Source organism: Caulobacter sp. GW456-12-1-14-TSB4 (assembly GCF_059424195.1).
On the sequence record NZ_JBWKZF010000006.1, the window covers coordinates 183101 to 209761 of the forward strand.

24 protein-coding genes are annotated in these 26661 nt (G+C 68.4%); 16 read left to right on the plus strand and 8 right to left on the minus strand.

The annotated features are described in order from the left end of the window. Window positions 1-164: 164 nt before the first annotated feature. From cysT to AC07YH_RS08160, 4 genes are all read left to right on the plus strand, one after another. Entirely contained in the window at window positions 165-1037 is an 873-nt protein-coding gene (gene cysT / locus AC07YH_RS08145; protein WP_494746491.1) for a sulfate ABC transporter permease subunit CysT, read from the plus strand. Continuing rightward, window positions 1037-1888 carry a sulfate ABC transporter permease subunit CysW gene (gene cysW / locus AC07YH_RS08150; RefSeq protein WP_494746492.1) on the plus strand — a complete coding sequence of 284 codons (852 nt, stop codon included), beginning with the start codon at window positions 1037-1039 and terminating at the stop codon, window positions 1886-1888. The genes cysT and cysW overlap by 1 nt, the downstream gene beginning before the upstream one ends. 16 nt (window positions 1889-1904) lie before the next feature. Continuing rightward, window positions 1905-2924 (plus strand): sulfate/molybdate ABC transporter ATP-binding protein, encoded by a 1020-nt coding sequence (locus AC07YH_RS08155; RefSeq protein WP_494746493.1) that lies wholly within the window; start codon window positions 1905-1907, stop codon window positions 2922-2924. A gap of 107 nt (window positions 2925-3031) precedes the next feature. Next, a complete protein-coding gene (locus AC07YH_RS08160) occupies window positions 3032-3388 on the plus strand; it encodes a PilZ domain-containing protein (RefSeq protein ID WP_494746494.1) in 357 nt (118 codons plus the stop codon). 1 nt (window position 3389) lies between these two features. On the opposite strand, the gene AC07YH_RS08165 is transcribed toward AC07YH_RS08160, so the two are convergent. Genes AC07YH_RS08165 through AC07YH_RS08175 form a run of 3 tightly spaced genes read right to left on the minus strand, consistent with a single transcriptional unit; the run spans window position 3390 to window position 6846 of the window. Next, on the minus strand, window positions 3390-4370 hold the full coding sequence (locus AC07YH_RS08165; protein ID WP_494746495.1) for a transglutaminase family protein: 981 nt from the start codon (window positions 4368-4370) through the stop codon (window positions 3390-3392). Window positions 4371-4381: 11 nt separating this feature from the next. Next, window positions 4382-5323: an alpha-E domain-containing protein gene (locus AC07YH_RS08170; protein ID WP_494746496.1), complete on the minus strand. Its 942-nt coding sequence runs from the start codon at window positions 5321-5323 to the stop codon at window positions 4382-4384. Continuing rightward, the gene (locus tag AC07YH_RS08175) at window positions 5320-6846 is read right to left on the minus strand and encodes a circularly permuted type 2 ATP-grasp protein (protein ID WP_494746497.1); all 1527 of its coding nucleotides are present in this window, start codon (window positions 6844-6846) and stop codon (window positions 5320-5322) included. Before AC07YH_RS08175 ends, AC07YH_RS08170 begins: the two co-directional genes overlap by 4 nt. Before the next feature lie 256 nt (window positions 6847-7102). Between AC07YH_RS08175 and AC07YH_RS08180 the strand changes: the two genes are divergently transcribed. The 7 genes from AC07YH_RS08180 (at window position 7103) to AC07YH_RS08210 (ending at window position 18719) form a co-directional block, all read left to right on the plus strand. Beyond that, window positions 7103-8887, plus strand: a complete 1785-nt coding sequence (locus AC07YH_RS08180) for an autotransporter assembly complex protein TamA (RefSeq protein ID WP_494746498.1) — start codon at window positions 7103-7105, stop codon at window positions 8885-8887. Between the two features lie 71 nt (window positions 8888-8958). Beyond that, a complete protein-coding gene (locus AC07YH_RS08185; protein ID WP_494746559.1) occupies window positions 8959-13089 on the plus strand; it encodes a translocation/assembly module TamB domain-containing protein in 4131 nt (1376 codons plus the stop codon). A gap of 101 nt (window positions 13090-13190) precedes the next feature. Then, complete coding sequence (locus tag AC07YH_RS08190) at window positions 13191-14435, plus strand: hydrolase (protein WP_494746499.1); 1245 nt, start codon at window positions 13191-13193, stop codon at window positions 14433-14435. Beyond that, window positions 14436-15440, plus strand: coding sequence for an arginine N-succinyltransferase (locus AC07YH_RS08195; RefSeq protein ID WP_494746500.1), 1005 nt, complete (start codon window positions 14436-14438; stop codon window positions 15438-15440). Beyond that, complete coding sequence (astD, locus tag AC07YH_RS08200; RefSeq protein ID WP_494746501.1) at window positions 15437-16888, plus strand: succinylglutamate-semialdehyde dehydrogenase; 1452 nt, start codon at window positions 15437-15439, stop codon at window positions 16886-16888. The genes AC07YH_RS08195 and astD overlap by 4 nt, the downstream gene beginning before the upstream one ends. Continuing rightward, window positions 16885-18225, plus strand: a complete 1341-nt coding sequence (gene astB / locus AC07YH_RS08205) for an N-succinylarginine dihydrolase (RefSeq protein WP_494746502.1) — start codon at window positions 16885-16887, stop codon at window positions 18223-18225. The genes astD and astB overlap by 4 nt, the downstream gene beginning before the upstream one ends. Continuing rightward, window positions 18222-18719 (plus strand): GNAT family N-acetyltransferase, encoded by a 498-nt coding sequence (locus AC07YH_RS08210; protein WP_494746503.1) that lies wholly within the window; start codon window positions 18222-18224, stop codon window positions 18717-18719. Before astB ends, AC07YH_RS08210 begins: the two co-directional genes overlap by 4 nt. On the opposite strand, the gene AC07YH_RS08215 is transcribed toward AC07YH_RS08210, so the two are convergent. After that, entirely contained in the window at window positions 18716-19516 is an 801-nt protein-coding gene (locus AC07YH_RS08215) for a LytTR family DNA-binding domain-containing protein (RefSeq protein WP_494746504.1), read from the minus strand. The two genes, AC07YH_RS08210 and AC07YH_RS08215, sit on opposite strands and share 4 nt — an antisense overlap. Before the next feature lie 135 nt (window positions 19517-19651). Between AC07YH_RS08215 and AC07YH_RS08220 the strand changes: the two genes are divergently transcribed. After that, window positions 19652-20869, plus strand: coding sequence for an acyltransferase family protein (locus AC07YH_RS08220; RefSeq protein ID WP_494746505.1), 1218 nt, complete (start codon window positions 19652-19654; stop codon window positions 20867-20869). Here AC07YH_RS08220 and phhA read toward each other — a convergent pair. Further along, window positions 20824-21708, minus strand: coding sequence for a phenylalanine 4-monooxygenase (gene phhA, locus AC07YH_RS08225; protein WP_494746506.1), 885 nt, complete (start codon window positions 21706-21708; stop codon window positions 20824-20826). The two genes, AC07YH_RS08220 and phhA, sit on opposite strands and share 46 nt — an antisense overlap. A gap of 81 nt (window positions 21709-21789) precedes the next feature. Beyond that, entirely contained in the window at window positions 21790-22119 is a 330-nt protein-coding gene (hspQ, locus tag AC07YH_RS08230) for a heat shock protein HspQ (RefSeq protein WP_125157501.1), read from the minus strand. Window positions 22120-22277: 158 nt separating this feature from the next. On the opposite strand from hspQ, the gene AC07YH_RS08235 reads away from it, so the two are divergent. From AC07YH_RS08235 to AC07YH_RS08245, 3 genes are all read left to right on the plus strand, one after another. Then, the gene (locus AC07YH_RS08235; protein ID WP_494746507.1) at window positions 22278-23387 is read left to right on the plus strand and encodes a Ppx/GppA phosphatase family protein; all 1110 of its coding nucleotides are present in this window, start codon (window positions 22278-22280) and stop codon (window positions 23385-23387) included. Beyond that, a complete protein-coding gene (locus tag AC07YH_RS08240; protein WP_494746508.1) occupies window positions 23384-24094 on the plus strand; it encodes an RlmE family RNA methyltransferase in 711 nt (236 codons plus the stop codon). Before AC07YH_RS08235 ends, AC07YH_RS08240 begins: the two co-directional genes overlap by 4 nt. A gap of 147 nt (window positions 24095-24241) precedes the next feature. Further along, window positions 24242-24445 carry a hypothetical protein gene (locus AC07YH_RS08245; protein ID WP_494746509.1) on the plus strand — a complete coding sequence of 68 codons (204 nt, stop codon included), beginning with the start codon at window positions 24242-24244 and terminating at the stop codon, window positions 24443-24445. A 32-nt stretch (window positions 24446-24477) separates the two neighbouring features. Here AC07YH_RS08245 and AC07YH_RS08250 read toward each other — a convergent pair whose 3' ends face one another. Both AC07YH_RS08250 and AC07YH_RS08255 read right to left on the minus strand, forming a co-directional pair. Continuing rightward, window positions 24478-24765: a type II toxin-antitoxin system RelE/ParE family toxin gene (locus AC07YH_RS08250; protein WP_494746510.1), complete on the minus strand. Its 288-nt coding sequence runs from the start codon at window positions 24763-24765 to the stop codon at window positions 24478-24480. After that, on the minus strand, window positions 24762-25037 hold the full coding sequence (locus tag AC07YH_RS08255; RefSeq protein WP_494746511.1) for a type II toxin-antitoxin system ParD family antitoxin: 276 nt from the start codon (window positions 25035-25037) through the stop codon (window positions 24762-24764). The genes AC07YH_RS08250 and AC07YH_RS08255 overlap by 4 nt, the downstream gene beginning before the upstream one ends. Before the next feature lie 160 nt (window positions 25038-25197). On the opposite strand from AC07YH_RS08255, the gene guaB reads away from it, so the two are divergent. Beyond that, the gene (gene guaB / locus AC07YH_RS08260; protein ID WP_494746512.1) at window positions 25198-26661 is read left to right on the plus strand and encodes an IMP dehydrogenase; all 1464 of its coding nucleotides are present in this window, start codon (window positions 25198-25200) and stop codon (window positions 26659-26661) included.

The following is a 26661-nucleotide window of genomic DNA, read 5'->3' on the forward strand; positions in this document are numbered from 1 at the left end:
TTTTCTCCACGCACCATCTCCCTTTTCTCGTTTGCCCCATTGCCGGGCTAGAGATTTAAGCGGCTCAGTTTCAACGACGCCGCAGGGACCCCGATGGGGCTCCGCGCGTTCAGCCTTTGCCTAGAGCCATGTGGCGAGCCCGGACCCTGGACGACGATCAGACGATGACCGCCGAGACCGCCGCTCGCCGGCCGACCGCGCCGCAAGGCAAGCGGCCGCTTTTCAGGCGGCGATCGGCCATTCCGGGCTTTGGCCTGACCATGGGCGTGACGCTGACCGTGCTGTCGCTGATCGTCCTTATTCCCTTGAGCGCCGTGGTCCTGAAGGCCGCGCAGCAGTCGCCGGCCGAGTTCTGGGCCGTGGCGACGTCGCAGCGGTCGCTGGCCGCCTATCGTTTGAGCTTCGGCGCGGCCTTCGTGGCGGCGGTGATCAATGGCATATTCGGCGTACTGACCGCCTGGGCGCTGGTCCGCTACGACTTTCCCGGCAAGACCCTGGTCAACGCCCTGGTCGATCTGCCGTTCGCCTTGCCGACCGCCGTGGCCGGGATCGCGCTGGCGACCCTCTATTCGCCCAATGGCTGGGTAGGGCAGTTCCTGACCCCGCTGGGCATCAAGGCCGCCTACAACCCGGTCGGCGTGACCATCGCCCTGATCTTCATCGGCCTGCCGTTCGTGGTCCGCACCATCGAGCCGGTGCTGCGTGACGCGGCGCAGGATGTCGAGGAGGCCGCCGCCAGCCTGGGTGCCAATCGGATCGACACCATCCTGCGCATCGTCCTGCCGGCCCTGGCGCCCGCGTGGCTGACCGGCTTCGCCATGGCCTTCGCGCGCGGTGTAGGCGAGTACGGCTCGGTGATCTTCATCGCCGGCAATATGCCCTACAAGTCCGAGATCGCGCCGCTGCTGATCATCATCCAGCTTGAGCAGTTCGAGTACGCGCGGGCGGCCACGATCGCCGTGGTGATGCTGACGGTCTCGTTCACGATGCTGCTGGTCATCAACGCCATCCAGGCCTGGGCGCGGAGGTTCGACTGATGGCTGCTGCCTCTCACCGTCGCGCCACCGACGATCCGTTGTGGGCCAAGGTCCTGGTGATCGGGACGGTCATGGCCTTCCTGGCGCTCGTTTTGATCCTGCCGCTGGTCGCCGTCTTCGCCGAAGCGCTGCGCAAGGGCCTGGATGCGGCCTTGCTGGCCATCAAGAACGCCGACGCCCTGGCGGCCGTGAAGCTGACCCTGATCACCGCCGCCATCTCGGTGCCGTTCAACGCCGCCTTCGGCCTGTGCGCCAGCTGGGCGATCGCCAAGCACGACTTCAGGGGCAAGGCGCTGCTGATCACCCTGATCGACCTGCCGTTCTCGGTGTCGCCTGTGGTGGCGGGCCTGATCTACGTGCTGATCTTCGGCCTGCAGGGATGGTTCGGCGACTACCTGGTCGACAACGACATCAAGATCATCTTCGCCGTGCCCGGCATCGTGCTGGCGACCGTCTTCGTGACCTTCCCGTTCGTGGCCCGCGAGCTGATCCCGCTGATGCAGGAGCAGGGGACCAGCGAGGAGGAGGCGGCCGTGTCGATGGGCGCCGGTGGCCTGACGACCTTCTGGCGGGTGACCGCGCCCAATGTGCGCTGGGGCCTGATGTACGGCGTGCTGCTGTGCAACGCCCGCGCCATGGGCGAGTTCGGCGCGGTGTCGGTGGTCAGCGGCCACATCCGCGGCCTGACCAACACCATGCCGCTGCATGTCGAGATCCTCTACAACGAGTACGACTTCGTCGGCGCCTTCGCCGTCGCGGCCTTGCTTTGCCTGCTGGCCGTGGTGACCCTGGTGCTGAAGACGGCGGTCGAGGCCGCCCAGCCTGGCACGCGCGGGCGCGGCGGACACTGAACGGACTGATTAGGCCATGACCATCTCCATCCGCTCCGTCGACAAGAAGTTCGGTCGCTATCCGGCCCTGAACAAGGTCGATCTCGAGATCGCCGACGGCGAACTGCTGGCGCTACTGGGGCCTTCGGGCTCGGGCAAGACGACGCTGCTGCGCACGATCGCCGGCCTGGAATTCCCCGACGCGGGCCAGGTGCTGTTCGACGGTCAGGACGTGACGTTCGCCTCGGCTGCGGACCGCCGCGTGGGCTTCGTGTTCCAGCAATATGCGCTGTTCAAGCACATGACCGTGGCCAAGAACATCGCGTTCGGCCTGGATGTCCGGAAGGGCAAGGACAAGCCGGACAAGGCCGAGATCGCCCGCCGCGTCGAGGAGCTGCTGAAGCTGGTCGAGCTGGACGGCCTGGGCAAGCGCTACCCGTCGCAGCTGTCGGGCGGCCAGCGCCAGCGCGTGGCCCTGTCGCGCGCCCTGGCCGTGCAGCCCAGCGTACTGCTGCTGGACGAACCCTTCGGCGCTTTGGACGCCACGGTCCGCAAGTCGCTGCGCAAGGAGCTGCGCCGGGTGCATGACGCCACCGGCGTGACCACCATCTTCGTCACTCACGACCAGGAAGAGGCCCTGGAGCTGGCCGACCGCGTGGCCATCCTCAACAAGGGCCAGATCGAGCAGATCGGCACGCCGGATCAGGTCCACGACCAGCCCGAGACGGCCTTCGTCTGCGGCTTCGTGGGCGAGGCCAACTGCTTCGAGGGGCAGGTCGGAGGCGGCCAGTTCAACGCCGGCGTGCTGCGCCTGCCGGCCGGCGGCGTGCGCGAGGGCGCGGCCACGGCCTATGTCCGGCCGCACGACTTCGTGCTGGACGACGGCGGTTTCGAGGTGCGTGTCGAGCGCGCCCATGTGCAGGGCGCCCTGACCACGGTCAACGCAACTGCCGCCGACGGCCGTCCGATCGAGATCAGCGCCTCGCGCGCCGAAGCCGCTCATTTCCAGGGCACGGTGAAGATCGCCGCCCGCAAGGCTCACGTTTACGCTGCCTAAGCTTCTGGCGGTTACGACCTCTACAAAGTGAACGGCGTAAACGTTGGCGCTTGGCGTTCTCGGTTGCGTTAAAATCGTCGACGACTCGACGGGAGTTCTGAGGTCGCATGGTCATGGTCGAGCCCACCGGCGCTGAACGCCGCGCGCATGCCCGAATGCCGGCGGCGCGCAAGATCTACATCGTCGATGATCCGCGCTCGTGGAAGTGCTCGCTGCTGGACATCGCCGAGAAGGGCGCGCGCCTGTCGATCGCCGGCATCGCGGCGCCGCCCGACAAGTTCGTGTTCGTCGATGCCGGCGGCCGCCGGGTGCACTTCGCGCACGTCGTCTGGCGCTCGGGCGGCGAGATCGGCGTGCAGTTCCTGAAGACCGAGCGCATCGGCCCCCGGGCCGGCGGCGCGGCCGGCGCGCTGGAGATCGCCCGCCGTTTCGCGGCCAACCTGCCGCCTGAGATTCTTCAGTAGATCACTGCTGCTGTTGTTGCTGCTGCTGATGCAGTTCCTGCTTCAGCGCGGCGTCCGGACGGCGACGGCCGCCGGCGAAGCTTGGGCGAGCCATGCGCAGGAATTCCGGCTCGGCTAGAGCCGCGCGGGCGCGGCGGACGGTGACGCCCACGGCCAGCTGGCTTTCCGCGTCGCCCTTGTAGACCCCGCGTGACGGGGTGACGTCGGCATAGTCGCGGCCGACCGCCACGCCGACATGGCGCTCGCCGGTCATCATGTTGTTGGTCGGGTCCAGGCCCACCCAGCGCAGGCTGGGCAGGAAGACCTCGACCCAGGCGTGGGTGGCGTCCGGATCCGAACGATCGCCGGCGTCGCGATCGGTGAACAGATAGCCCGACACGTAGCGAGCTGGGATGCCCCACTCCCGGCAGATGGCCAGCATGATGTGGGCGAAGTCCTGACAGACGCCGCGCCCGGCGCTCAGCGCCAGGTCGATCGGGCTGTCGGCGTCGGTGACGCCCGGCTGATACTCGAACGCGCGGTAGATGGTCTCCGACAAGGTGCGGACCGCCGTCAGCGGGTCCTTGCGTCGGAGAGCGTCCAGGTCGTGCTCGGCGATGAAGGTGCGCAGGGCGTCGGTCGTCTGGACGAAGCCGTGCGGGCGCAGGAAGTCGAAGCACTCGCCGCGCACGAACTCGCTGCGCAGGCGGTCCCACTCGCCGGTGTCCAGGTGCGCGGGAAGCTCGGCTGGCGCTTCGGTCTCGACGGCGGAGCGGGCGATGATGGTCAGCTTGTCGTGCGGCTGGGGGACGTCGAAGTGGTAGACGGCGTTGCCGAAGCTGTCGGCGTACGAGAACACCTGGGCGGCCGGCTCCAGGTCCAGCTCGAAGCTGACCAGGCGTTGGCGGGCGGTCTTCTGGGGCTGCATCCACAGCTCCATCAGGCTTTCCCGGACAGGCTTCTCGTAGTGGTACTGGGTGACGTGGCGGATTTCGAGCAGCACGGGATCAGTCCTTACGCGGGCAGGCGCGTTTCGAGCGGGTAGGCCACGAAGGTCTCGTAGATCGCTTCGTGGATGCGCGCGCATTCGTTGACGACGGTGGTCAGCAGCGGTCCCGCGCCGACGGCTTCCAGCTCGTCGACATCGGCGAACTGCAGGCGGGCCTTCAGGCGGCCGGCCAGGCGTTCGGGCCCGGCGCGCTCGCCATCCCGGCGGACCATGGCCGAGAGATGCTGTTCGATCTGGGCGGTGGCGAAGCGAATCGAGCGGGGGAAATCCTCGTCGAAGACCAGGAACTCCAGGATGTGCCGCGGCTCGATCTCGGCGGTGTAGACCCGCAGATAGGGCTCCAGCGCACAGGCCATGCGCAGCACGCTGACCAGGGCCACGTGGTCGTCGATCTGGCCGTGGGCGGGGCTTTCGGCGAAGCACACTTCCAGCAGGCGCGAGACCAGGTGGGCGCGCTCCATGTAGATGCCCAGCATCATGAACCGCCAGCTCTCGCCATGGCTCATGGTGGTGTCGGCCGCGCCCTTGAACAGGTGCAGGTCGGCGATCACGTCGTGCAGGAAGTTGGCCGAGCCGTCCGAGAACGCCTTGGTCGCGTCCTTGTCGGTGACCTTGAGATACAGCAGGTTCAGCCGCTCCCAGGTCTCGGTGGTGATCTGGTCGCGGACCTGGCGGGCGTTCTCGCGGGCCCGGGCCAGGGACGAGACGACCGAGTTGGGGTCGCCGCGATCCAGCACCAGGGCCTGGGCGGCCTCGAACGAGCCGACATCGGCGCCGTCGCCAGGCTCGCCCACGGCGGCCATGGCGATCCAGACGGCCTGGGTCCCGGAATCGGTCTGGTCCAGGGTGGCGTTCATCATCACGCTGGACAGGCGCGAGAGGTGCTCGGCCCGTTCGATGTATCGGCCCAGCCAGTAGAGGCTGTCGGCGACGCGAGCCAACATCATGGGCGGGCGCTCCCGTTGCCGTTTCCATTGCCGTTGTGCGGGCTTTCGTCGGCCAAAACCCAGGTGTCCTTGGAGCCGCCGCCCTGGCTGGAATTGACCACCAGCGAGCCGCGCTTCAGCGCCACGCGGGTCAGGGCGCCGGGCGTGACGATGGTCTTCTCGCCGGACAGGATGAAGGGACGCAGGTCGACGTGGCGCGGCTCGATGCGGCCGTCGACCAGGCAGGGCGCGGTCGACAGCTGGATGGTCGGCTGGGCGATGTAGTTGTCGGGATCGGCCTTGATCGCGTCGGCGAAGTCGTCGCGCTCCTTCTGGCTGGCGTGGGGGCCAACCAGCATGCCGTAGCCGCCCGAGGCGCCGACCGCCTTGACCACGAACTTGTCCAGGTTGTCGAGCACGTGGCCCAGCTGGCGCGGCTCGCGGCACAGGAAGGTCTCGATATTGGGCAGGATGGCGTCCTGGCCAAGATAGTAGCGAATGATGTCGGGGACGTAGGCGTAGACGGCCTTGTCGTCGGCGACGCCGGTGCCGGGGGCGTTGCAGATCACCACATTGCCGGCCCGATAGGCGTTGAACAGGCCCGCCGCCCCCAGCGAGCTGTCGCGCCGGAAGGTCAAGGGGTCGATGAAGTCGTCGTCAACCCGGCGGTAGATCACGTCGACGCGGCGGATGCCGGTCGTGGTCCGCATGTAGACCATGTTCTCGTGCACCACGAGGTCGCGGCCCTCGACCAGCGGCACGCCCATCAGGCGGGCCAGATAGGCGTGCTCGTAGTAGGCGCTGTTATAGACGCCGGGGGTCAGCACCACGACCTGCGGATCGGAGCGCCAGTCGGCGGCCATGCTCTTCAGCGTCGACAGCAGGAGGTCCGGATAGCGCTCGACCGGCCGGACACCGGCGGCGCGGTAGGTGCCGGGGAAGGTCCGCTTGGCCGCGTCGCGGTTGGCCAGCATGTACGAGACGCCGGACGGGACGCGCAGATTGTCCTCCAGCACCGCGAACTGGCCGTCCTGGCAGCGGATCAGGTCACTGCCGCAGACATTGGCGTAGGCCTTGTGCGGCACATAGAGGTGCTGCATCTCGCGGCGGTACGAGGGCGCGCCCAGCACCAGCTCGCGCGGCACCACGCCGTCCATCAGGATCTGCTGGTCGCCATAGATGTCGGCCAGGAACAGGTTCAGCGCCTGCAGGCGCTGGGTCAGACCCGCCTCGATCTGGGCCCACTCGGCCGCGGGGATGATGCGCGGGAAGAGGTCGGTCGGCATCACCCGCTCGGTGGTGTTGTCGGCTCCGTAGACGGTGAAGGTGATGCCCTGCAGCAGGAACGAGCGCTCCAGCGTGCGCTGGCGGCCCGCCAGCTCCTCGGCGCCCAGGGTCGACATGCGCGCGTGCAGCGGATCGTAGTGCGACCGCACCTCGCCGTCGGCCGTGAACATCTCGTCGTAGGCGACGCCCGGCAGGTATGCCGCCTCCGTCATAGGCAGGGTCGGTGCGTCCACGAGGGTCTGGGTCTTCGCCGCCACGCTTTTGTCCACGTTTCTCATAACCTTGGGCGCCGACCGGTAGGTCGCGCCGTCCCCGACTCTAGAGCGTCGCGACCACCACGCGCGGCGGATTCGACCTTCGCCACGTGATTGCGCACGACTGCTCAGCATTTGGGCGCCGATCGCCTGCTTTGAGAAGCGCCGCTTGCGCCAAGTTCGTTGCATTTACTGTCGTGACACGGCGCGAACCCCGGACTACAGCAGGGCCGGGGGCGCTTCGCGCGGGGAACGAGATTTGGTGCTTGGGCGGACTTCCCTGGCTTTGACGGCGGTGACCTGGTTGATGGCCTCTGCCGCCTTCGCCGACGAACCCATGGCCCAGATCCAAGGCGTCGAAGACAAGAGCCTGCGCGAGATCATCCAGCGCGCCCTGACCGAATCCAAGACTTCTGCTCAAAGCCGCGCCGAGGCGCGCCGGCGCGCCCGTCAGGCCGGCGAGGACGCCATCGCCGTCCTCCGAGCCGAGGGCTACTACGGCTACACCGTCGAACCCGACGTCATGGACGGTGAGCCCCCGCGCGCGGTGGTCAAGATCACGCCCGGTCCGGTCTTCCTGGTCGCCGATCCGCGCATCGACTGGTCGGGCGCGCCGCCCGACGAAGGCACCCGCCAGCGCGCCGCCACGGCCATGCGCCTGACCGAGGGCGAGCCGGGCCGTTCCGCCGACATCGTCGGGGCCGAGGGGCGCGTCGTCGCCCAGGTCGCCAAGCTGGGCTATGCCGACGCGGCCGCCGAGCCGCGCGAGGTCATCGTCGACCACGCCGACCACACGGTCCGGCCCTCGTTCAAGATCGCCGCCGGCGAGCTGGTCCATCTGGACGGGATCGAGGTGGTCACCAAGGGCCGCACCAATCCCGCCTGGGTCAGCCGCCTGGCGCCCTGGGTGGCCGGCGACGTCTACGACCCCGAGGACGTGGCCGAGCTGGAGCGTCGCCTGCGCGACACCAGCGTCTACGATTCGATCTCGGTGTCGCTGGCCGGGACGGACAAGGCCACGGCCGAGGGCTACCGCCCCGTCGTCGTCACCTTGGCCGATCGCAAGTCACGCACCATCGAACTGGGCGCGGGCTACTCGACCAGCGAAGGGGCAGGCGTCGACGCTCGCTGGATCCGCTACAACCGTTTCAAGCGCGCCGACACGACGACCTACGCCCTGCGCTTCGCCAAGTTGGAGCAGCGCCTAGGCGCGGAAATCTCGCTGCCGCACTGGCGGCGTCCGCAGCAGACGCTGAAGCTGAACAGCGCCGCCTTCCGCAACGACACCGACGCCTATAACGAAACGGGCGCCACGGTTGGGGTGGACCTGACCAAGCGGCGGCAGACGACCGCCTACCGCACGTTCGGCGTCTCGCTGGACATCTCCCAGACCAAGGAACAGATCAGCCAGAACGGCGCTGTCGCGGGCCGCAAGCTGAACCTGGCGACCTTCGCAGGGCTGGCCGCCTATGCCTGGGACTTCTCGGACAACATCCTGGACCCCAAGCGCGGCTGGCGTCTCGAGGCCCGAGGCGAGCCGACCTACGTGGTCGGCGACACCACCGTCCCGTACCTGAAGATGACGACCCAAGGCACGGCCTACATCCCGTTCGGCCGGCAAGCCAGCACCGTGCTGGCCGGTCGTCTCAAGCTTGGCGCCATCGTGGGCGGCGGCATCCAAGACGTGCCTGCGTCCCGGCGCTTCTATGCCGGCGGCGGTGGCTCTGTTCGCGGCTATGCCTACCAGGCCATTGGCCCGCGCCTGACCGACAACACCCCGCAGGGCGGCATCTCGCTGGTCGAGACCTCGGTCGAGCTGCGCCAGAAGATCACGTCGAAATGGAGCGGCGTGGCGTTCATCGACACTGGCGCCATCAGCACGAGCCCGAACCCGAAGAGCCAGGATTTCCGGGCCGGCGCGGGCCTGGGCGTCCGCTATGACCTGGGCTTTGGCCCCATCCGCGCCGACGTCGCCGTGCCGATGGGCCGTCGCAAGGGCGACCCGGCCTTCCAGATCTATCTCAGCATCGGGCAAAGCTTTTGAGTGGGGAGCACGACAAGCCTGACCTGACGGAGACCGTCGTCCACGCCGCCGAAGCGACGGGCGAGGCCGCCGTGAAGGCCGCCAAGAAGATCGGCTGGGGCGGAGGGCTGCTGATCGCCGGGGCGATCCTGGCCGGCCTGCTGATCTTCCTGGCCGGCGGTCTGCGCCTGGCCCCGATCACCCCGCAAGGCCGCATGTTCCTGGAGGCCCGCGCCTCGGGCCTGAAGCTGGGCCGCATCGGCAAGCTGAAGATCGAGGGCCTGTCGGGCGACATCTGGAAGGACTTCGGCGTCCGCCGCCTGACGATCTCCGACGAGCAGGGCGTCTGGCTGGAGGCCCACGACTTGCGCGTGGCCTGGCGTCCGACCGAGCTGTTTGGCCGTCGCTTCCACGCCGAGCGCATTGACGCGCGCGATGTCACCGTCCTGCGCCGTCCGACCATGGAGCCCAAGGGGCCAAAGTCCAGTGCAGCGCCGGTGTCGGTCGATCTGGACGCCTTCCGTTTCCGCCTGATCACCCGCCCGGCCTTCAGCGGCAAGGACGGCGATTTCGACGTCACCGGCGGCTACGAGATGGCGCGCCAGGGCGGCCAGAAGGGTAAGCTGGGTGTCGCCTCGCGCCTGCATGTCGGCGACCATCTGAACCTCGACTTCGACCTGGGCCGCTCCAACAGCCTGCACCTGATCGCCGACGCGACCGAGGCCAATGGCGGCGCCATCGCCGGCGCGCTGGGTCTGCCGGCCAACCGCACGTTCGACCTGAAGGCCAAGGCCGACGGCACGACCAGTCGCGCGGCGTTCAAGGTCCTGGCCCGCTCGGGCGCGACCACGCCGCTGCAAGCCGACGGGGCCTGGACCGAGCAGGGCGGCTCGGCGCGTGGTCGCCTGGACCTGCAGGCCTCGACCCTGACCCAGCGCCTGGCGCAGATGTTCGGGCCGGAAGCCAACTTCACGATCGACGGTAAGAAGGCTACGCAGGACGGCCTCTCGGACCTCAACCTGGCGATCATCGCCCAGAACCTGACCCTGCACGGCCACGGCCTGGCGGATCTGGCCAAGAAGCGCACCGGGCCGGACGGCGTCGCCTTCAGCGCCAATGTCGGCCAGCTGAAGCGGATCGTCACGATCCCGCAGATGGGCCGGGGCCAGGCCGACGGCGTCTTCCGGCTGGAAGAGGGCGGCTTCTCGGTCGAGGGCGATATCGACGTTGCCGACCTGGAGCTGCTGGGCTACCACCTCAAGCGCGCCAAGGGGCCGGCCAAGGTCCGTTGGGCCAAGGGCGAGCTGGAGATCAAGGCGGCCGCGACCTCGTCGGGCGGCGGCGGCACGGGCCTGCTGGCCCTGCTGGGCGCCAGTCCCAAGGCGACCTTCGAGGGCGCGCGGGTCAAAGGCGGTCGCTTCCTGATCAAGGCGGCCCGCATCGACGCCCCAAACCTGATCGTCACCGGCAAGGGCGAGCGCGGACCGCTGGGCGGCCTGTCGTTCGACGGCGACATGAAGGTCGCCAGCATGGGTCCTGTTCGCCAGGGGGCGAAGGGCTCGGTCACGGCCAAGTGGACGGCTTCCAGCCTCGCCAATCGGCCCTGGAACTTCACCGTCGACAGCCGAGCGGCGGGCTTCGCCACGGGCTATCCCGAGATCGACCGCCTATTGGGCGCGACGCCGCGCCTGACCGGCAAGGGCGCCTGGAACGACGGGGTCCTGAGCATCTCCGACGCCAAGCTGGACGGGACCAACGCCAGCCTGAAATCCTCGGGCAAGATGACGGTCGCCAAGGCCTTGGAGCTGGACTTCAAGCTGGACTGGACCGCTTCGGGCCCCTTCACCGCCGGCCCGGTCGAGGTCGCCGGCAAGGCGGCCGGCGATGGCCATGTCGGCGGCACGCTGACCAATCCGAAGGCCGAGCTGAACGCCGACTTCGACAGTATCGACCTGCCCATGCTGCCGCTGACCAAGGCGCATCTGGTGCTGACTTTCGCGCATGGCCCGAACGCCACCGACGGCGCGGCGACGCTGACGGCCGACAGCAGCTATGGCCCGGGGCGCGGGCGCACGGCTTTCCGTTTCTCGACAGGCGGCATCGAGCTTTCCGAACTGGATGTCGACGCCGGCGGGGCCAAGGCCAAGGGCGCGATGTCGTTGCGCGACGGCCTGCCGGCCACCGCCGACCTGACCGTGGCCATCGGTCCTGGCGCCTTCCTGCCCCAAGGGCAGGTCAAGGGCTCGGCCAAGCTGGTTGACGCCCCGGGAGGCGGAGGCCCATCAGCAACCCTGGACCTGACCGCCGAGGACGTCGCCGCGGGCGCCTGGAAGGTGCGCTCGGCGCGGATCAAGGCCGACGGCCCGCTGACCCGCCTACCGTTGTCGATCGACGCCCGTGGCGAGGCTCCGGGCGGCCGCTGGCGCATCGGCGGCACGGGCGCGCTGGCCCAGAGCGGCAAGATCTACGACCTTTCCCTCGACGCCGCCGGCCGCATGGGCCGCACCGAGATCAAGACGCGCGAGACAGCCAAGGTCCGGTTCGGCGACGGCCCGACCCAGGCCCGCCTGCGCCTGGCCATCGACAAGGGCCGCGCCGACATCGACGCCGACCTAGGCGGCGCGACGGCGATGCTGAAGGCCGAACTGGCCGGCGTGGCCATCACCGCCTTCAACCCCGATCTCGACGGCGACATCGACGGGTCGTTCAACCTGCGCGGCCAGGGCGAGACCCTGAGCGGCGACTTCGACATGCGCCTGGCCAACGCCCGTGAGCGCGGCGCCAAGATCGAGCAATCGCTGAACGCCAAGGTCCATGGCGACCTGACCGACAGCAAGCTGACCATCGTGGCCGACGGCGACAACAGCTTGGGCCTGAAGGCGGAGGCCAACCTCGTCCTGCCGGTCGAGGCCTCGGCCAAGCCGCTGCGCCTGATGATCGACAAGAAGCGCGGCGTTCAGGGCCAGTTCTCGGCCAAGGGCGAGATCAAGCCGCTATGGAACCTGCTGATGGGCGCGGACCGCTCGCTGTCGGGCCGCATCAACCTGCAGGCCAGCCTGGGCGGCACCTTGGCCGATCCTCGTCTGCTGGGCTCGGCCACCCTGGACAGCGGTGGCTTCGACGACGGCCAGACGGGCCTGCGCCTGCGCAACGTCACCCTGCGCGCGGCCCTGGCCGACAACGCCATCGACGTCAGCCAGGCCATCGGTGAGGACGGGCAGGGCGGCTCGATCTCGGGCCAGGGGCGGATCAGCCTGGCGCGCGACGGGATCGGCAACTTCAAGCTCGACATGAAGAGTTTCCGCCTGATCGACAACGACCTGGCTTCGGCCGTGGCCACGGGTCAGGCCTCGGTGAACCGATCGGCCGACGGCAAGATCAAGCTGACCGGCGCCGTCACCATCGACCGCGCCGACGTCTCAGCTCAGAGCAAGACGCCCGTCGGCGTCATTGCGATGGACGTCATCGAGCGCAACCGCCCGCAAGACCTCGACCAGGGCCTGCAGCGCCGTCCGGATACGGGCGGCATGATCCTGGACCTGGATCTCAAGGCGGCCCGCCGAGTGTTCGTGCGCGGTCGCGGCCTCGACGTCGAGCTGTCGCTGGCCGCCCATGTCGGCGGCACCTCCCTGGCCCCGCAGCTGTCGGGCGTCGCGCGGATGGTGCGCGGTGAATACGACTTCGCCGGCAAGCGGTTCGAGTTCGACGACGACGGCGTGGTCTATCTGTCAAGCCAGCTGGATCGCATCCGCCTGGACCTGTCGGCCACCCGTGAGGACACCTCCCTGACGGCGGTGGTCCGTATCCAGGGCACGGCCGCCAAGCCGGAGATCACCCTGACCTCCAAGCCCGAACTGCCCAGCGACGAGGTGCTCAGCCAGGTGCTGTTCGGCGCCTCGGCCGCCCAGTTGTCGCCGATCGAGGCCGCCCAGCTGGCCTCGGCCCTGGCCTCGCTGGCCGGCGGCGGCGGCTTCGACGTGATCGGCAACCTGCGCAGCTTCGCGCGTCTGGACCGCCTGGCCTTCGCCGAAAGCGCCACGGGCATGACGGTGTCGGGCGGCAAGTACGTGACCGATGACGTCTATGTCGAGATCATCGGCGGGGGGCGCGAAGGTCCGGCCGCCCAGGTCGAGTGGCGCGTGCGCCGGACCCTGTCGCTGGTTTCCCGGATCGGCGGGCAGAATGACGCCAAGCTTTCCGTCCGGTGGCGAAAGGACTACTAAAGCAGCAAGGCTGTTGCGTGGGTGACCGGTTTCCTCAGGTGAGGTGACAACGTTTTACCCGCGGCCCTTGGTTATCGTGACTGAGGGAGGACCGGCTTTTCATGCGACTCAATTCAGAAGATCGCGCGGTTCTGGATCACATCGCGCGCGATGGCGGCCTGATCGTCGACCGCGCCGTGGACTGGTGCGCCATCAACTCCGGCAGCCGGCATCTGGCTGGCCTGGAGCGCCAAAGGCAAATTCTGCTCGACGCGGCCGCAGTCCTGCCCGCCGCGCCGATCGAGACGCCGCTGTCGCCCTCACGTGAGATCAGCGCCGACGGTCGCGAGACCGAGTTTCCCCATCCGCCGTCCCTGGCCGTGATCGTGCGGCCGCAGGCCCCGGTCCAGGTCGTGCTGACCGGCCACTACGATACGGTCTATCCCGAGACGAGCCCGTTCCAGGTCGTCCGCACCCGTCCCGACGGCGCGCTGCACGGCCCAGGGATCGCCGACATGAAGGGTGGCATCTCGGTGATGCTGGCGGCGTTGGAGGCGTTCGAGAAGCATCCCGACGCGGCCAATGTCGGCTACCGCGTGCTGCTGTCGCCCGACGAGGAGATCGGCTCGATCGCCTCGGGGCCGGTGCTGGCCGAGTTCGCGCGGCAGGGCCATGTCGGCCTGACCTACGAGCCGGCCCTGGCCGACGGAGCCCTGGCCTCGGCGCGCAAGGGTTCGGGCAACTTCCACATCGTCATCCACGGCCGCGCGGCCCATGCCGGCCGCGACTTCGCCGCCGGCCGCAACGCCATCATCGGCGCGGCGCGCGTGGCCGAGAAGCTGCACGGCCTGAACGGCCAGCGCGACGGCGTCACGGTCAATGTCGCCCGCATCGACGGCGGCGCGCCGCTGAACATGGTGCCGGACGTGGCGGTGGTCCGCTTCAATGTCCGCTTCCCGGAGGCCGAGGCCGCCGCTTGGTTCGAGGCCGAGGTCGCCCGCATCGTCGGCGAGATCGGCGATGATCTGCACGCCCACCTGCACGGCCTGATCACCCGCGGCGCCAAGCCCTTCAACGCCGCCCAGCAACAGCTGTTCGGCGCGGTGAAGGACGTCGGCGCGCTGCTGGGCCAGGACATCGCCTGGAAGCCGTCCGGCGGAGTCTGCGAAGGCAACAACCTGTTCGCCTCGGGCCTGCCCAATGTCGACACCCTGGGCGTGCGCGGCGGCGACATCCACAGCGAGGCCGAACACGCCTTTCCAGAAAGCTTCGTCGAGCGCGCCCAGCTCTCGGCCCTGATCCTGATGAAACTGGCCAGCGGCGAGATCGACGCCAGAGCGATCCGCGCGGCCATGGGGGAGTCCTGAATGCTCGTTGTTCGTCCCGCCGGTTCCGCCGATTTCGACGCCCTGATGGAGCTGGCCGTGCTGTCTGGGCGCGGCTTCACTAGCCTGCCAGAGGACGAGCCGACCCTCCGCGCGCGCCTGGCGCTTTCCGAAGCCAGCTTCCAGTCCGGCGTCGCGCCGCCCGAGGCTTGGTACACCCTGATGCTGGAGGACCTTGAGGCCAGCGACGTCATCGGCGTCGCCGGGGTCAAGGCGGGGGTGGGGCTGAAGCGGCCGCACTTCTCGTTCCGGGTCGTCACTTTGGCTCAGTCGTCGCCGACCCTGGAGAAGCGCTTCGACCACCGGGCACTGGTGCTGGTCAACGAGTGCGCCGGCTGGTCGGAGGTCGGCTCGCTGTTCCTGCGACCCGAGCGGCGCAAGGGCGGGGCGGGGCGCCTGCTGGCCCAGTCGCGCTACATGCTGATCGGCCTGGAGCCGCAGCGCTTCGCCGAGATGGTCCTGGCCGAGTTGCGCGGCTGGTTCGACGAGGATGGCGGCTGTCCGTTCTGGGACCATGTGGCCAGCAAGTTCTTCCGCCTGGAGTTCGACGAGGCCGACATGATGAGCGCCTCGACCGACGGTCAGTTCATCCTGGACCTGGCGCCGCGCCACCCGATCTATGCCGAGCTGCTGCCCGAGCAGGCCAGCGCGGTGCTGGGCCGCGTCCACCGCGAGGGTGAGGCGGCGCGGGCCATGCTGGAGGCCGAGGGTTTCCGCTACCAGGGCCTGATCGACATCTTCGACGCCGGGCCGACGGTCGCCGCGCGTCGCGACGACATCAAGACTGTGCGCGAGGCGCGAGCCCTGCGCGTGAAGATCGGCGAGGACGCCTTTGGTGAGGAGGCCCTGGTCTCCACCGGCGCCGTGGCCCGGTTCCGGGCGGTGCGCGCGCCGGTATTGGTCGATGGCGACAGCGCGATCCTGAGCCGAGACGCGGCCCAGGCCCTGGGCGTGCGTGAAGGCGACATGGTGCGGGTGAAGGCATGAGCGGCGTGTTCATCGACGGGAAGTGGCGCTCGGGGCGCGGCGCGGAACTGGTCTCGACCGACCCGGCGACCGGCGAGCCCGTCTGGCGCGAGGCCACGGCGACCGAGGCTGACGTCGCCGAAGCGGTCGAAGCTGCTCGCCGCGCCTTCCCGGTCTGGGCCGACCGCCCGCGTGAGGAGCGCATCGCGATCCTGCGCCGCTACAAGGAGATCCTGGTCGAACGCACCGCCGTCTTCGCCGAAGCCTTGAGCCGCGAGACCGGCAAGGCGTTGTGGGAAACCAAGGCGGAGCTGGGTTCGATGGCCGGCAAGGTCGACTTGTCGATCAAGGCCTATGACGAGCGCACCGGGATCACCGAGAACGTCATGCCGTTCGGCCGCGCGGTGCTGCGCCACCGGGCCCATGGCGTCATGGCGGTGCTGGGGCCGTTCAACTTCCCCGGCCACCTGCCCAACGGCCACATCGTGCCTGCTCTGCTGGCGGGCGACACAGTGGTGTTCAAGCCCTCGGAAGAGACGCCACTGGCCGGCCAGCTGATGGTCGAGGCGCTGGAGGCGGCTGGCGTGCCGGCGGGCGTGGTCAACCTGGTCCAGGGCGGCCGCGAGACCGGCCAGGCGCTGATCAACCAGGAGATCGACGGCCTGCTGTTCACCGGCTCGGCCGCGGCCGGGACCTTCTTCCGCCGCCACTTCGCCGATCGGCCGGACGTGATCCTGGCTCTGGAGCTGGGCGGCAACAATCCGCTGGTGGTCTGGGACGCCGACGACGCCGAGGCCGTCGCGGCCCTGGTCGTGCAGTCGGCCTTCATCACCACCGGCCAGCGCTGCTCCTGCGCCCGGCGGCTGATCGTGCCGGACGACGCGTTTGGGCGGAAGGTGATTGAGGCGACCGCCGCTTTGGCCGATCGGCTGTCGATCGGACCGTGGAACGGCGAGGGCGAGGCCTTCATGGGCCCGCTGATCTCGGCTCGAGCCGCCAACGCCGCCCGCGCCATCGCCGACACCATGGGCGGCGAGCGCATCCGATCACTGGGCTCGGTCGAGGGGCTGAGCGAGGCCTTCGTGACGCCGGGGATCGTCGACGTCACCGGCGTCGATACGCCCGACGAGGAGCTGTTCGCGCCGTGGCTGCAGGTGCGTCGCGTGGCCAGCTACGACGACGCGCTGAAGGCCGCCAACGCCACGCGCTATGGTCTCTCAGCGGGGCTTATCTCAAACAAGTCAAAGCGTTGGGATCAGTTCCTGAACCGCATCCGCGCGGGTGTCGTGAACTGGAACCGGCCGACGACCGGCGCGGCGGGCTCTATGCCGTTCGGCGGGCTCGGCGCTTCGGGCAATCACCGGCCCAGCGCCTATTACGCCGCCGACTACTGCGCCTATCCGGTCGCCAGCTTCGAGGCGGAGGCGGTTACCGACACCTTGAAGGACATCAAGGGGCTGCGGGGATGACCAGCGCGGTCGAGGCCAATTGCGACGGCCTGGTCGGGCCGACCCACTCCTACGTCGGCCTCTCGCCCGGTAACCTGGCCAGCCAGAAGAACGCCGGCGAGGTCTCCAACCCGCGTGGCGCGGCGCTGGAGGGGCTGTCCAAGATGCGGCGATTGTCGGATCTCGGCATCCCGCAGTTCGTGCTGCCGCCGCATGAGCGGCCGGCCGTGAGCTTGCTGAAGTCGCTCGGCTTCTCCGGTTCGGACGAGGCAGTGATCGGGCAGGCCTGGAAGGACGCGCCGGCCCTGGCCGCCGCCGCCTGCTCGGCCTCGCCGATGTGGGCGGCCAACGCCGCGACCGTGACCCCCAGCGCCGACGCCGCCGACGGTCGTGTCCACTTCACCCCGGCCAACCTGCTGACCAACCTGCATCGCAGCCTGGAGGGACCGCAGACGACCCGCGCCCTGCGCCGGCTGTTCCCGGACGAGACCCGCTTCGCCGTCCACGAGCCGCTGCCGGCCCAGCCGCACTTCGCCGACGAGGGCGCGGCCAATCATGTCCGGCTCTGCGCCGAGCATGGCGCGTCGGGGGTGAACCTGTTCGTTTGGGGCCGCGAGGCCTGGGAGCGCTGGGATGGCAAGTTCCCCGCCCGCCAGACCCGTGAGGCCTTCGAGGCCATCCAGCGCCGCCACGGCGCGGCCCGGGCGGTGTTCCCGCAGCAGGGCCGGGCGGCGATCGAAGGCGGGGCCTTCCACAACGACGTGGTCTGCGTCGGCACCCGCGAGTGCCTGTTCTTCCACGAACGGGCCTTCGAGGACCGCGCCAGGATGGAACGTGACGTCCGCGCCGCAGCGCAGGGCCTGTTCGAGCCGGCCTTCGTCGAGGTGTCGGAGGCCGATCTGCCGATGGCCGACCTGGTGGCCAGCTACCTGTTCAATTCGCAGCTGCTGGTCATCCCCGGCGAGGATCGCTTGGTGCTGCTGGCCCCGGCCGAGTCCCGGGACAACCCGCGCGCCTTCGCGGTGGCCGAGGGGCTGGCGTCGTCCAACGGCCCGATTGGCCGGGTGGAGTATGTCGATGTTCGCCAGAGCATGCGCAATGGCGGCGGCCCTGCCTGCCTGCGCCTGCGGGTGGTGCTGACCGAGACCGAGCTGGAGGTGACCAACCCCGCCCAACGCTTCACGCACGACCTGCACACGACGCTCGCCGACTGGATCACCCGCCGCTATCGCGACCGCCTGTCGCCGGCCGATCTGGCTGACCCATTGCTGCTTACCGAGAGCCGCGAGGCGCTGGACGAGCTCTGCCAAATCCTGAACCTTGGCGGCGACTTCTATCCGTTCCAGAGGGACGCTTGAGCTTCACCATCCGACCCGCCACGCCGGACGACCGCGACGGCATCGTCGCCGTCCACAAGGCCGCCGCTGGCGTCATGACCGGCGCCTTGGCCCGCGCGCCTGAGGAAATCACCACAGCCTATGCCGACTACGCTCTGGCCAGCGACATCTGCTTGGTCGCGGTCGAGCCCGACGGGACCGTGGTCGGCGAGCTCCACGCCAGGCGCGAGACCATCGCCCTGTTCGCCCACGTGCTGGGCGGACTGACCGTGGCGGTGCATCCGCAGCGGCAAGGGCAGGGGATCGGTTCGGCGCTGTTCGAGAGGGTGTTCGTCTGGGCGCGGACCCAGCAGCCGGCGATCCTGCGTATCGAACTGGCGGCCGGTGGCGGCAATCCCGGCGCGGTGCGGCTCTATGAGCGGCTGGGTTTTCAACACGAGGGCCGGCAGGTCGCGCGGGGCCGGTTGCCTGACGGCCGCTTCGAGGACGACATCCTGATGGGGATGCTGCTCTAGCCCTTGAGCGCCGCCAGCGCTTCCGGATAGCGCCGCGACAGCGGGACCTCCAGCGCGCCCAGCTCGACGGCGTAGTCGCCGGAACCCTCCGGCTTCAGTCCCGTGACGCGCGTGCCGTTGACCAGCCAGGACTTGTGGCAGCGGACGAAGCCATGAGCCGCGAGGCCGTCCAGCACCGCGCTCAGCGACGAACGCATCAGCGGTCGGCGTTCGTCGGCCAGGATGAACTCGACATAGTTTCCGGCCGAGCGCACGGCCAGGATCTCGGCGACCGGTACGCGGATCAGCCGCGCGCCGTCCTGGATGTCGAAGGTCGCGGGCGGGGCAGGGGCGTGAGCGCCGAGCGGTCCTTGGGCGCTGCGTCGCAGGGCCAGCCAGTAGATGATCGTCGCCAGACCGTACGACATCATGTCCTTGCGGAACTCGTACGGGAACTCCGTCGAGAGCGGGCCGAAGTCGTAGCCCTCGTGCAGGATGAGCCCATGGCCGAGCTTGCGCAGGGCCACGAAGCTGGAGACGTGCAGGACCGAATAGACGAACACGGCGACCAGATGCGCCGGGATGGCCTGCCACCAGCGCGGCTGCTTGCGCACCATCCAGAAGGCCATGGCCGCCGGGATGCCGAAGATGACCATGGTGACCAGCGCGCTGCTGACCTCCCAGATCGCCGGGCGGATCACGCCAAGTCTCGGCGCGTCGTGCTGGATGGTCAGGACGTTGACCACCGTGATGGCGCCGATCAGGCAGGCGCCCAGTATCCACGCGCGGGTAAGCCACAGGCGCTCTTCGCCGGTCATCCCAAAAAGCCCGCCGCTTGTCCCTGAAGGTTTTCCGGTCGTCCCAGCCAGCGACCGCTGATCCCCGGACGCTTGGCCGGCCGGGGCGTGCTGGGTCAGGTCCTTGGCATCGCTTTTCAAGCCGGACGCCTCTTCATGACCACGACAGCCTTACCCCTCGACCGGCGCTACGACCTCGACTGGATTCGGGTCGGCGCGTTCTTCCTGCTGATCCTGTACCACACCGGCATGTTCTACGTGCCGTGGGAATGGCACGTGAAGTCGCCGCATATCGTCGAGGGCCTGATGCCCTTCATGCTGCTGACCAATCCCTGGCGGCTCACCTTGCTTTTCCTGGTCTCGGGCGCGGCGACGCGGTTCATGGCCGACAAGACGCCCGTCGGGAAGCTGACCTGGGCGCGGATCGCGCGCCTGCTGCCGCCGCTGCTGTTCGCCATGTTCGTGATCGTGCCGCCGCAGTCGTACTACCAGGTGGTCGAGTACATGGCGCTGCATCCCAACAGCGGTCTCTCGGTCGACAACTTCTGGGTTCGCTATGTCACCGCCCAGGGTCACTGGTGCGGGACCGACGGCGACTGCCTGACCACTCCGACGTGGAACCACATGTGGTTCGTGGCCTATCTGCTGTTCTACACCCTGGTGCTGGCGGTGATGCTGCTGGTCTGGAAGAAGGCCGGCGAGCACATCCAGAAGGCCGCCGAGTGGCTGCTGAAGGGTGTGGGCCTGTTCGCGTGGCCGATCCTGTTCCTGGGGATGCTGCGCGCCACGCTCTACGCCAAGTACGGCGAGACCCACGCCCTGGCCGGCGACCACTATGTTCACGCCGTCTCGTTCAGCGCCTTCCTGCTGGGCTTTGGCCTGGCCAAGTCCGAGGTGCTGCGCGATCGCCTGACCGCCATGCGCTGGCCGGCCCTGGTCATCGCCATCGCCGCCTGGGTGGGCTGGAGCGTCTATGTCTGGACCTATCGCGCCGACAACGCCGTGCCGCCGCCGCAGCTGAAGCTCTTGATGCGCTTCGTCTTCGCCGCCGACACCTGGTGCGCCATCGTCGCCATCCTGGGCTTCGGGGCCAAGCATCTGACCAACAAGGGTGGTGCGGCGCTGCGCTACCTGACCCTGGGCGTCTTCCCGTTCTACCTGGTGCACCAGACCTTGATCGTGGTCATGGCCTACCACCTGGCCAAGCTGGGCCTGCCCCAGGGCCTGGAGGGCGCGATCCTGGTCGTGGCGACCTTCGCCGGCTGCTTCGCCACCTACGAGATCGTGCGGCGCATCCCCGGCGTGCGGATCCTGTTCGGCTTGAAAGGTCAGCCGGCCGTGACGGAAGCCAAGCGTCCGCCCGCCTTCGCATAGGCCTGGGAGCCTCGCGTGAGGACGGTGTCGCCGGGAACGATCTCGGCGACACCGATCTCGCCAGCGCCGGCCAGGCGCTCATAGATCGCGCCGAAGTCGCGCAGCGTCACCTCCTGCAAGGTCTGGATCGAGTCGATCACGAAATAGACCTGCTGGAAGTCGTCGATCCGGTAGTCGGTCCGCATCACCCGCTCCAGGTCGAAGCCGATGCGGTTGGGCGAGGGATCGTCCAGGGCGAAGATCGACTCCGTCCGCGACGAGACGATGCCGGCCCCATAGATGCGCAGGCCCGCGGGCGTGTTCATCAGGCCGAACTCGACCGTGTACCAGTAGAGCCGCGCCAGGTTGGCCAGACGACCCAGGCCCAGCGCGCGCTGGCCGCCCTGGCCATAGGCCTGCATGTAGTCGGCGAAGACCGGGTCGGTCAGCATCGGCACATGCCCGAAGACATCGTGGAAGATGTCCGGCTCCTGCAGGTAGTCCAGCTCGTGCGGCTTGCGGATGAACTGACCGGCGGGGAAGCGGCGATTGGCCAGGTGGTCGAAGAACACCTCGTCGGGCACCAGGCCCGGCACGGCGACCACGCTCCAGCCGGTCAGGCGCTGGAGCTCCTCGTTGATGCGGTGGAAGTCGGGGATGCCCGTGCGGTGCAGGTCCAGCGCGTCGAGACCGCGCATGAACTCGTCGCAGGCGCGGCCGTGCAACATGTCGGCTTGGCGCTCGTACAGGGTGATCCAGACGTCGTGCTCGGTCTGGGAGTAGTTCTCCCAGCCCTGGTCGATCGTCCAATCCGGGCGCGCGCCCGGAGGCGGCCCGTTGCTAAAACCATCTCCGCTCATGAGGAGACGCTACGCCCTGATTTTCGCAAAAGCTGTTCGCAGTTTGCGCCGAAAACGCCGTTCGGCGGAGAAGCGTGCCGCCTAGTGCGAGATCCGGGGACGAAGCTTGTAGAGCCCGTGATCGAACGACTCGAAGATCACCGCCGTCTGCGGGTGACCAACCGGCTCGCCGCTGTCGTCGGGCAGCAGGTTCTGCTCGGACACATAGGCGACGTAGCTGTTGTCCTCGTTCTCGGCCAGCAGGTGATAGAAGGGCTGGTCCTTGGTCGGCCGGATGTCTTCCGGGATGGACTGCCACCACTCCTCGGTATTGGCGAATACGGGATCGACGTCGAACACCACGCCCCGGAACGGGAAGATGCGGTGCCTGACGACCTGTCCGATCGCGAATTTGGCGAGTCTCGAGTTCATGGCGTTAAGGATAGCCAGCCTACCTGACTGAATCCTGAACGTAGAGGTCAGAACCCGGATGACAAGCGGGCGCCTTCCGGCAGGCGAGTTGCATGATAAGGTCGAGTCGAAGTGAGGCTTCGCAACGTTCGCGAAGACCTGCGAGACAGGTAGAGACCATGTCGGAGGCGCCGCGTGCGCCCGGCGCGCCGCAAGGCCGACGCCGGAGGTCTCAGGAGGAGTCCGTCGCTTGCTATGCGGCGCTCGACCTGGGGACCAACAATTGCCGCCTGTTGGTGGCCACGCCCACGCCGCGCGGATTCCGCGTCGTCGAGGCCTATTCCCGCATCGTGCGCCTGGGCGAGGGCCTGTCGCAGACCGGCCAGCTGTCCGACGCGGCCATGGAGCGCTCGCTGGCGGCCCTGAAGGTCTGCGCCGAGAAGATCCGCCGCCGCAAGGCGATCCGGGTGAAGGCCGTGGCGACCCAGGCTTGCCGGGGTGCGACCAATGGTCCTGACTTCGTCAGGCGCGTGCAGGAGGAGACCGGCCTCAAGCTGCAGATCATCAGCCCGCGCGAGGAAGCGCAGCTGTCGGTCGCCGGCTGTATGAGCCTGTTCGACCGCGAGCAGGACGCGGCCCTGGTGGTCGATGTCGGCGGTGGTTCGACGGAGCTCTCCTGGGTCGATCTGAAGGGCGGCGGTCTCGACGCCAAGCCGCGCCAGTTCGCCGCGTGGAAGCTGCCGATCAAGGCCTGGCTGTCGATCCCTGTGGGCGTCGTCACGCTGGCCGAGCGCTTCCCCGAGGGCGAGCGGGCCAGCGAGGACTGGTTTCGGGCCATGGTCGATGACGTCAAGGCGCGGATCGAGGCCTTTCCGCACGCCGAGCCGATGCGCGAAATCTTCGCCGAGGGCAGGGCGCACCTGATCGGGACCTCCGGCGCCATCACCAGTCTGGCTGGCCTGCACCTGGGCCTGCCGCGCTATGACCGCAACATCGTCGATGGTCTCTGGATGGACCGCAGCGACTGCGATGCGGCGTCCGAGCGCCTGCAGGGCCTGACCGCCGCCGAGCGCGCCCTGGAGCCCTGCATCGGCGCTGATCGCGCCGATCTGGTCCTGGCCGGCGCGGCCATCCTCCAGGCCGTCCAGGAGCTGTGGCCATGTTCTCGCGTGCGTGTCGCCGACCGAGGCCTTAGAGAGGGCCTTCTGATGTCCCTGATGTCCGAGCAGCAGAAGCGCCCGCGTCGGCGCCGTCGCGGCGGATCGTCCAAGAAGCCGGTAGCCGCATGAGCGATGAAGAGCCTCCCCGCAAGCGCATGGTCAAGCCGCCGGCCGGGGGCACCGACGGCGGCCGCGCCAAGCCGGCGCGCCTGAAGACGGCTTACGGTCGTACGCCCAGCCAGCAGGCCTGGCTGGAGCGCCAGATCAACGACCCATTCTCGGCCAAGGCGCGCGCCCTGGGCTATCGCAGCCGCGCGGCCTTCAAGATCAGCGAGATCGACGACAAGTTCCGCTTCTTCCACAAGGGCGCGAAGGTCATCGACCTGGGCTGCGCGCCGGGCGGCTGGCTGCAGATCGCCGTCGAGCGGGGCGTGACCCAGTTGGCCGGTATCGATCTGCTGCCGGTCGATCCGGTGGCGCCAGCCCACCTGCTGGAGATGGACTTCACCACCGACGACGCGCCAGGCAAGCTCCTCGAACTGCTGGATGGCGCGCCGGACGTCGTCCTGTCGGACATGGCCCCGAACACCGTCGGCCACCGCGAGACCGACCACCTGCGTATCGTCGGCCTGATCGAGATCGCCGCCGAGTTCGCCATCGACGTGCTCAAGCCCGGCGGCGCCTTCGTCGCCAAGGCCTTCCAGGGCGGCGAGACGGCCGAGGTCATCGCCCGGCTGAAGCGCCACTTCGACAAGGTCCAGCACTACAAGCCCAAGGCCAGCCGGGCCGACAGTTCCGAGGTCTTCCTGGTCGCGACAGGGTTCAAAGGGAGATAAGTGCTGACGCGGAGATTGTGAAAATCGCGATCTCGCTCATAGCGCGTTGATCTATCACGGAAATTTACATTTCCGTCCCTTGCGGATCAGTCGGAACAGGCGTGAGCCTTTCGGTGCGCATCTCGCGCGTCACCAAGAGGCTTACCCATGTTGAAGTCCCTGAGCATCGCCGCCGCCTTTGCCGTCGCCCTGTCCGGCGCGAGCGTCGCCTCCGCCGCCCCCTGCAAGGACGCCAAGGGTAAGTTCACCAAGTGCCCGCCGGCCGCCGCCTCGCCGGCCAAGCCGACCAAGTGCAAGGACGCGAAGGGCAAGTTCGCCAAGTGCGGCACGCCGGGCGCCAAGCCGGTCTAGGCCGAACGGGCGGCGTGTCGGGGCGGATTTTCCTAAAGCAGGGAGGGGATGTCCCGCGCGCCGTCGAGAATGCGGACGATCGATATGTGATCGGCCTCGACTTGATACAGGATGACGTACCTGCTGAAGGGCGCTCTTCTGACGCCTTCAGCTTCACGATCTTTGACGAGCTGATATGCGTAGGGGCGCATGGCGAGCGCGGCGCAAGCGATATTCAGACCGCGAAGAACCTTGCGCGCCGCATTGGGGCGATCATCCGAAATCCAGGCGGCGATGGCGCGAAGATCTCTCTCGGCGCGCCTGGAGAAGATGACCTTCATTCTTCAGCGAAGCCAGCGGGGCGCGCGAGCAGCAAATCCAGTTCGGCCTCCACGGCCGCGAAGGCCTCTTCCAGCGATACCGTTCGCCCAGCCTTGATGTCTTCTAATCCTTCGTCGATCGACGCGTGGAAGGCTGCTAGCTTAGCCTCGCGCTCCTGCACCAGACGCACGCCCTCGCGCAGCACCTCGCTCTTGGAGCCGTACCGCCCATTCTCGATCAGATCGTTGACGGCGGCTTCCAACTGCGGACCAAGATCGACACTGATAGCCATCGGCGTTCTCCGTTTGATCCAATATCTATTATTGGTCGCTCGCGGACAAGCGCACGACGTCTGGCATTGTCACTGAAAGATTCATCTCCATTTCGCACCTGCGATGGGTCGACAACCGCCGGCCTCGCGGCTACATACGCGCCGCAAAATGGAGACTCCGATGGAGATTCGCGAAGGGCTCACCTTCGACGACGTTTTGCTCGAACCCGGCCCGTCCGACGTCATGCCTACCCAGGTGACGACCGAGACCCGGTTCACGCGTGAAATCAGTCTGAACATTCCGCTCGTGTCCGCCGCCATGGACACGGTGACCGAAAGCCGCCTCGCCATCGCCATGGCGCAAGCCGGCGGCCTGGGCATCCTGCACCGCAACCTCACTAACGAGGAGCAGGCCGACCAGGTTCGCGAGGTCAAGCGCTACGAAAGCGGCATGGTCATCAATCCGCTGACCATCCATCCCGACACCACCCTGGCCGAAATCCGCGAGATCACGGCCCGCCGCAAGATCTCGGGCTTCCCGGTGGTCGAGCGCGGCTCGGGCAAGCTGGTCGGCATCGTCACCAACCGCGACATGCGCTTCGAGGGTGACGCCAGCGTCCCGGCCTCGGCGATCATGACCCGCGAAGGCCTGATCACGGTGGGCGAGGGCGTCGATCAAGCCGAAGCCCGCGAGCTGCTGCGCAAGCACAAGATCGAACGCCTGATCGTCGTCGACGAGGCCTATCGCGCCGTCGGCCTGATCACGGTGAAGGACATCGAGAAGGCTCAGGCTCACCCCCTGGCCGCCAAGGACGACAAGGGCCGCCTGCTGGTCGGCGCGGCCTCGACCGTCGGCGACGCCGGTTTCGAGCGCTCGATGGGCCTGGTGGACGCCGGCGTCGACGTCGTCGTCATCGACACCGCCCACGGTCACTCCAGCCAGGTCGCCCAAGCCGTCAGCCGCCTGAAGCGTGAAGCCAACCGCGTCCAGATCGTGGCCGGCAACATCGCCACCTACGACGCCGCGCGGGCTTTGATCGACGCCGGCGCCGACGCGGTGAAGGTCGGCATCGGCCCGGGCTCGATCTGCACCACCCGCATCGTCGCGGGCGTGGGCGTGCCGCAACTGACCGCGATCATGGAAGCCGTGCGCGCGGGCCGCGAGAGCAACACCCCGATCATCGCCGACGGCGGCATCAAGTACTCGGGCGACCTGGCCAAGGCCATCGCGGCCGGGGCCTCGACCGCCATGATGGGCTCGATGTTCGCCGGCACCGAAGAGGCGCCGGGCGAGGTGTTCCTGTACCAGGGCCGTTCGTACAAGAGCTATCGCGGCATGGGCTCGGTGGGCGCCATGGCCCGTGGCTCGGCCGACCGCTACTTCCAGAAGGAAGTGACGGACAACTTCAAGCTGGTGCCGGAAGGCATCGAGGGCCAGACCCCGTTCAAGGGTCCGATCTCGCCGGTGCTGCACCAGCTGGTCGGCGGCCTCCGCGCGGCCATGGGCTATGTCGGCGCGCCGACCATCCCCGAGCTGCAGGCGCGCGCCAAGTTCGTCCGCATCACGGGCGCCGGTCTTCGTGAAAGCCACGTCCACGACGTGATGATCACGCGCGAAGCCCCCAACTATCCGAGCGCGGTCTAG

Bases quoted from the DNA above. Each gene is read 5' to 3' on its own strand.
- cysT (WP_494746491.1), top strand. From the start codon at position 165: ATGACCGCCGAGACCGCCGCTCGCCGGCCGACCGCGCCGCAAGGCAAG.
- cysW (WP_494746492.1), top strand. From the start codon at position 1,037: ATGGCTGCTGCCTCTCACCGTCGCGCCACCGACGATCCGTTGTGGGCC.
- AC07YH_RS08155 (WP_494746493.1), top strand. From the start codon at position 1,905: ATGACCATCTCCATCCGCTCCGTCGACAAGAAGTTCGGTCGCTATCCG.
- AC07YH_RS08160 (WP_494746494.1), top strand. From the start codon at position 3,032: ATGGTCATGGTCGAGCCCACCGGCGCTGAACGCCGCGCGCATGCCCGA.
- AC07YH_RS08170 (WP_494746496.1), bottom strand. From the start codon at position 5,323: ATGATGTTGGCTCGCGTCGCCGACAGCCTCTACTGGCTGGGCCGATAC.
- AC07YH_RS08190 (WP_494746499.1), top strand. From the start codon at position 13,191: ATGCGACTCAATTCAGAAGATCGCGCGGTTCTGGATCACATCGCGCGC.
- AC07YH_RS08195 (WP_494746500.1), top strand. From the start codon at position 14,436: ATGCTCGTTGTTCGTCCCGCCGGTTCCGCCGATTTCGACGCCCTGATG.
- astD (WP_494746501.1), top strand. From the start codon at position 15,437: ATGAGCGGCGTGTTCATCGACGGGAAGTGGCGCTCGGGGCGCGGCGCG.
- astB (WP_494746502.1), top strand. From the start codon at position 16,885: ATGACCAGCGCGGTCGAGGCCAATTGCGACGGCCTGGTCGGGCCGACC.
- AC07YH_RS08215 (WP_494746504.1), bottom strand. From the start codon at position 19,516: ATGACCGGCGAAGAGCGCCTGTGGCTTACCCGCGCGTGGATACTGGGC.
- AC07YH_RS08220 (WP_494746505.1), top strand. From the start codon at position 19,652: ATGACCACGACAGCCTTACCCCTCGACCGGCGCTACGACCTCGACTGG.
- phhA (WP_494746506.1), bottom strand. From the start codon at position 21,708: ATGAGCGGAGATGGTTTTAGCAACGGGCCGCCTCCGGGCGCGCGCCCG.
- hspQ (WP_125157501.1), bottom strand. From the start codon at position 22,119: ATGAACTCGAGACTCGCCAAATTCGCGATCGGACAGGTCGTCAGGCAC.
- AC07YH_RS08235 (WP_494746507.1), top strand. From the start codon at position 22,278: ATGTCGGAGGCGCCGCGTGCGCCCGGCGCGCCGCAAGGCCGACGCCGG.
- AC07YH_RS08240 (WP_494746508.1), top strand. From the start codon at position 23,384: ATGAGCGATGAAGAGCCTCCCCGCAAGCGCATGGTCAAGCCGCCGGCC.
- AC07YH_RS08245 (WP_494746509.1), top strand. From the start codon at position 24,242: ATGTTGAAGTCCCTGAGCATCGCCGCCGCCTTTGCCGTCGCCCTGTCC.
- AC07YH_RS08250 (WP_494746510.1), bottom strand. From the start codon at position 24,765: ATGAAGGTCATCTTCTCCAGGCGCGCCGAGAGAGATCTTCGCGCCATC.
- AC07YH_RS08255 (WP_494746511.1), bottom strand. From the start codon at position 25,037: ATGGCTATCAGTGTCGATCTTGGTCCGCAGTTGGAAGCCGCCGTCAAC.
- guaB (WP_494746512.1), top strand. From the start codon at position 25,198: ATGGAGATTCGCGAAGGGCTCACCTTCGACGACGTTTTGCTCGAACCC.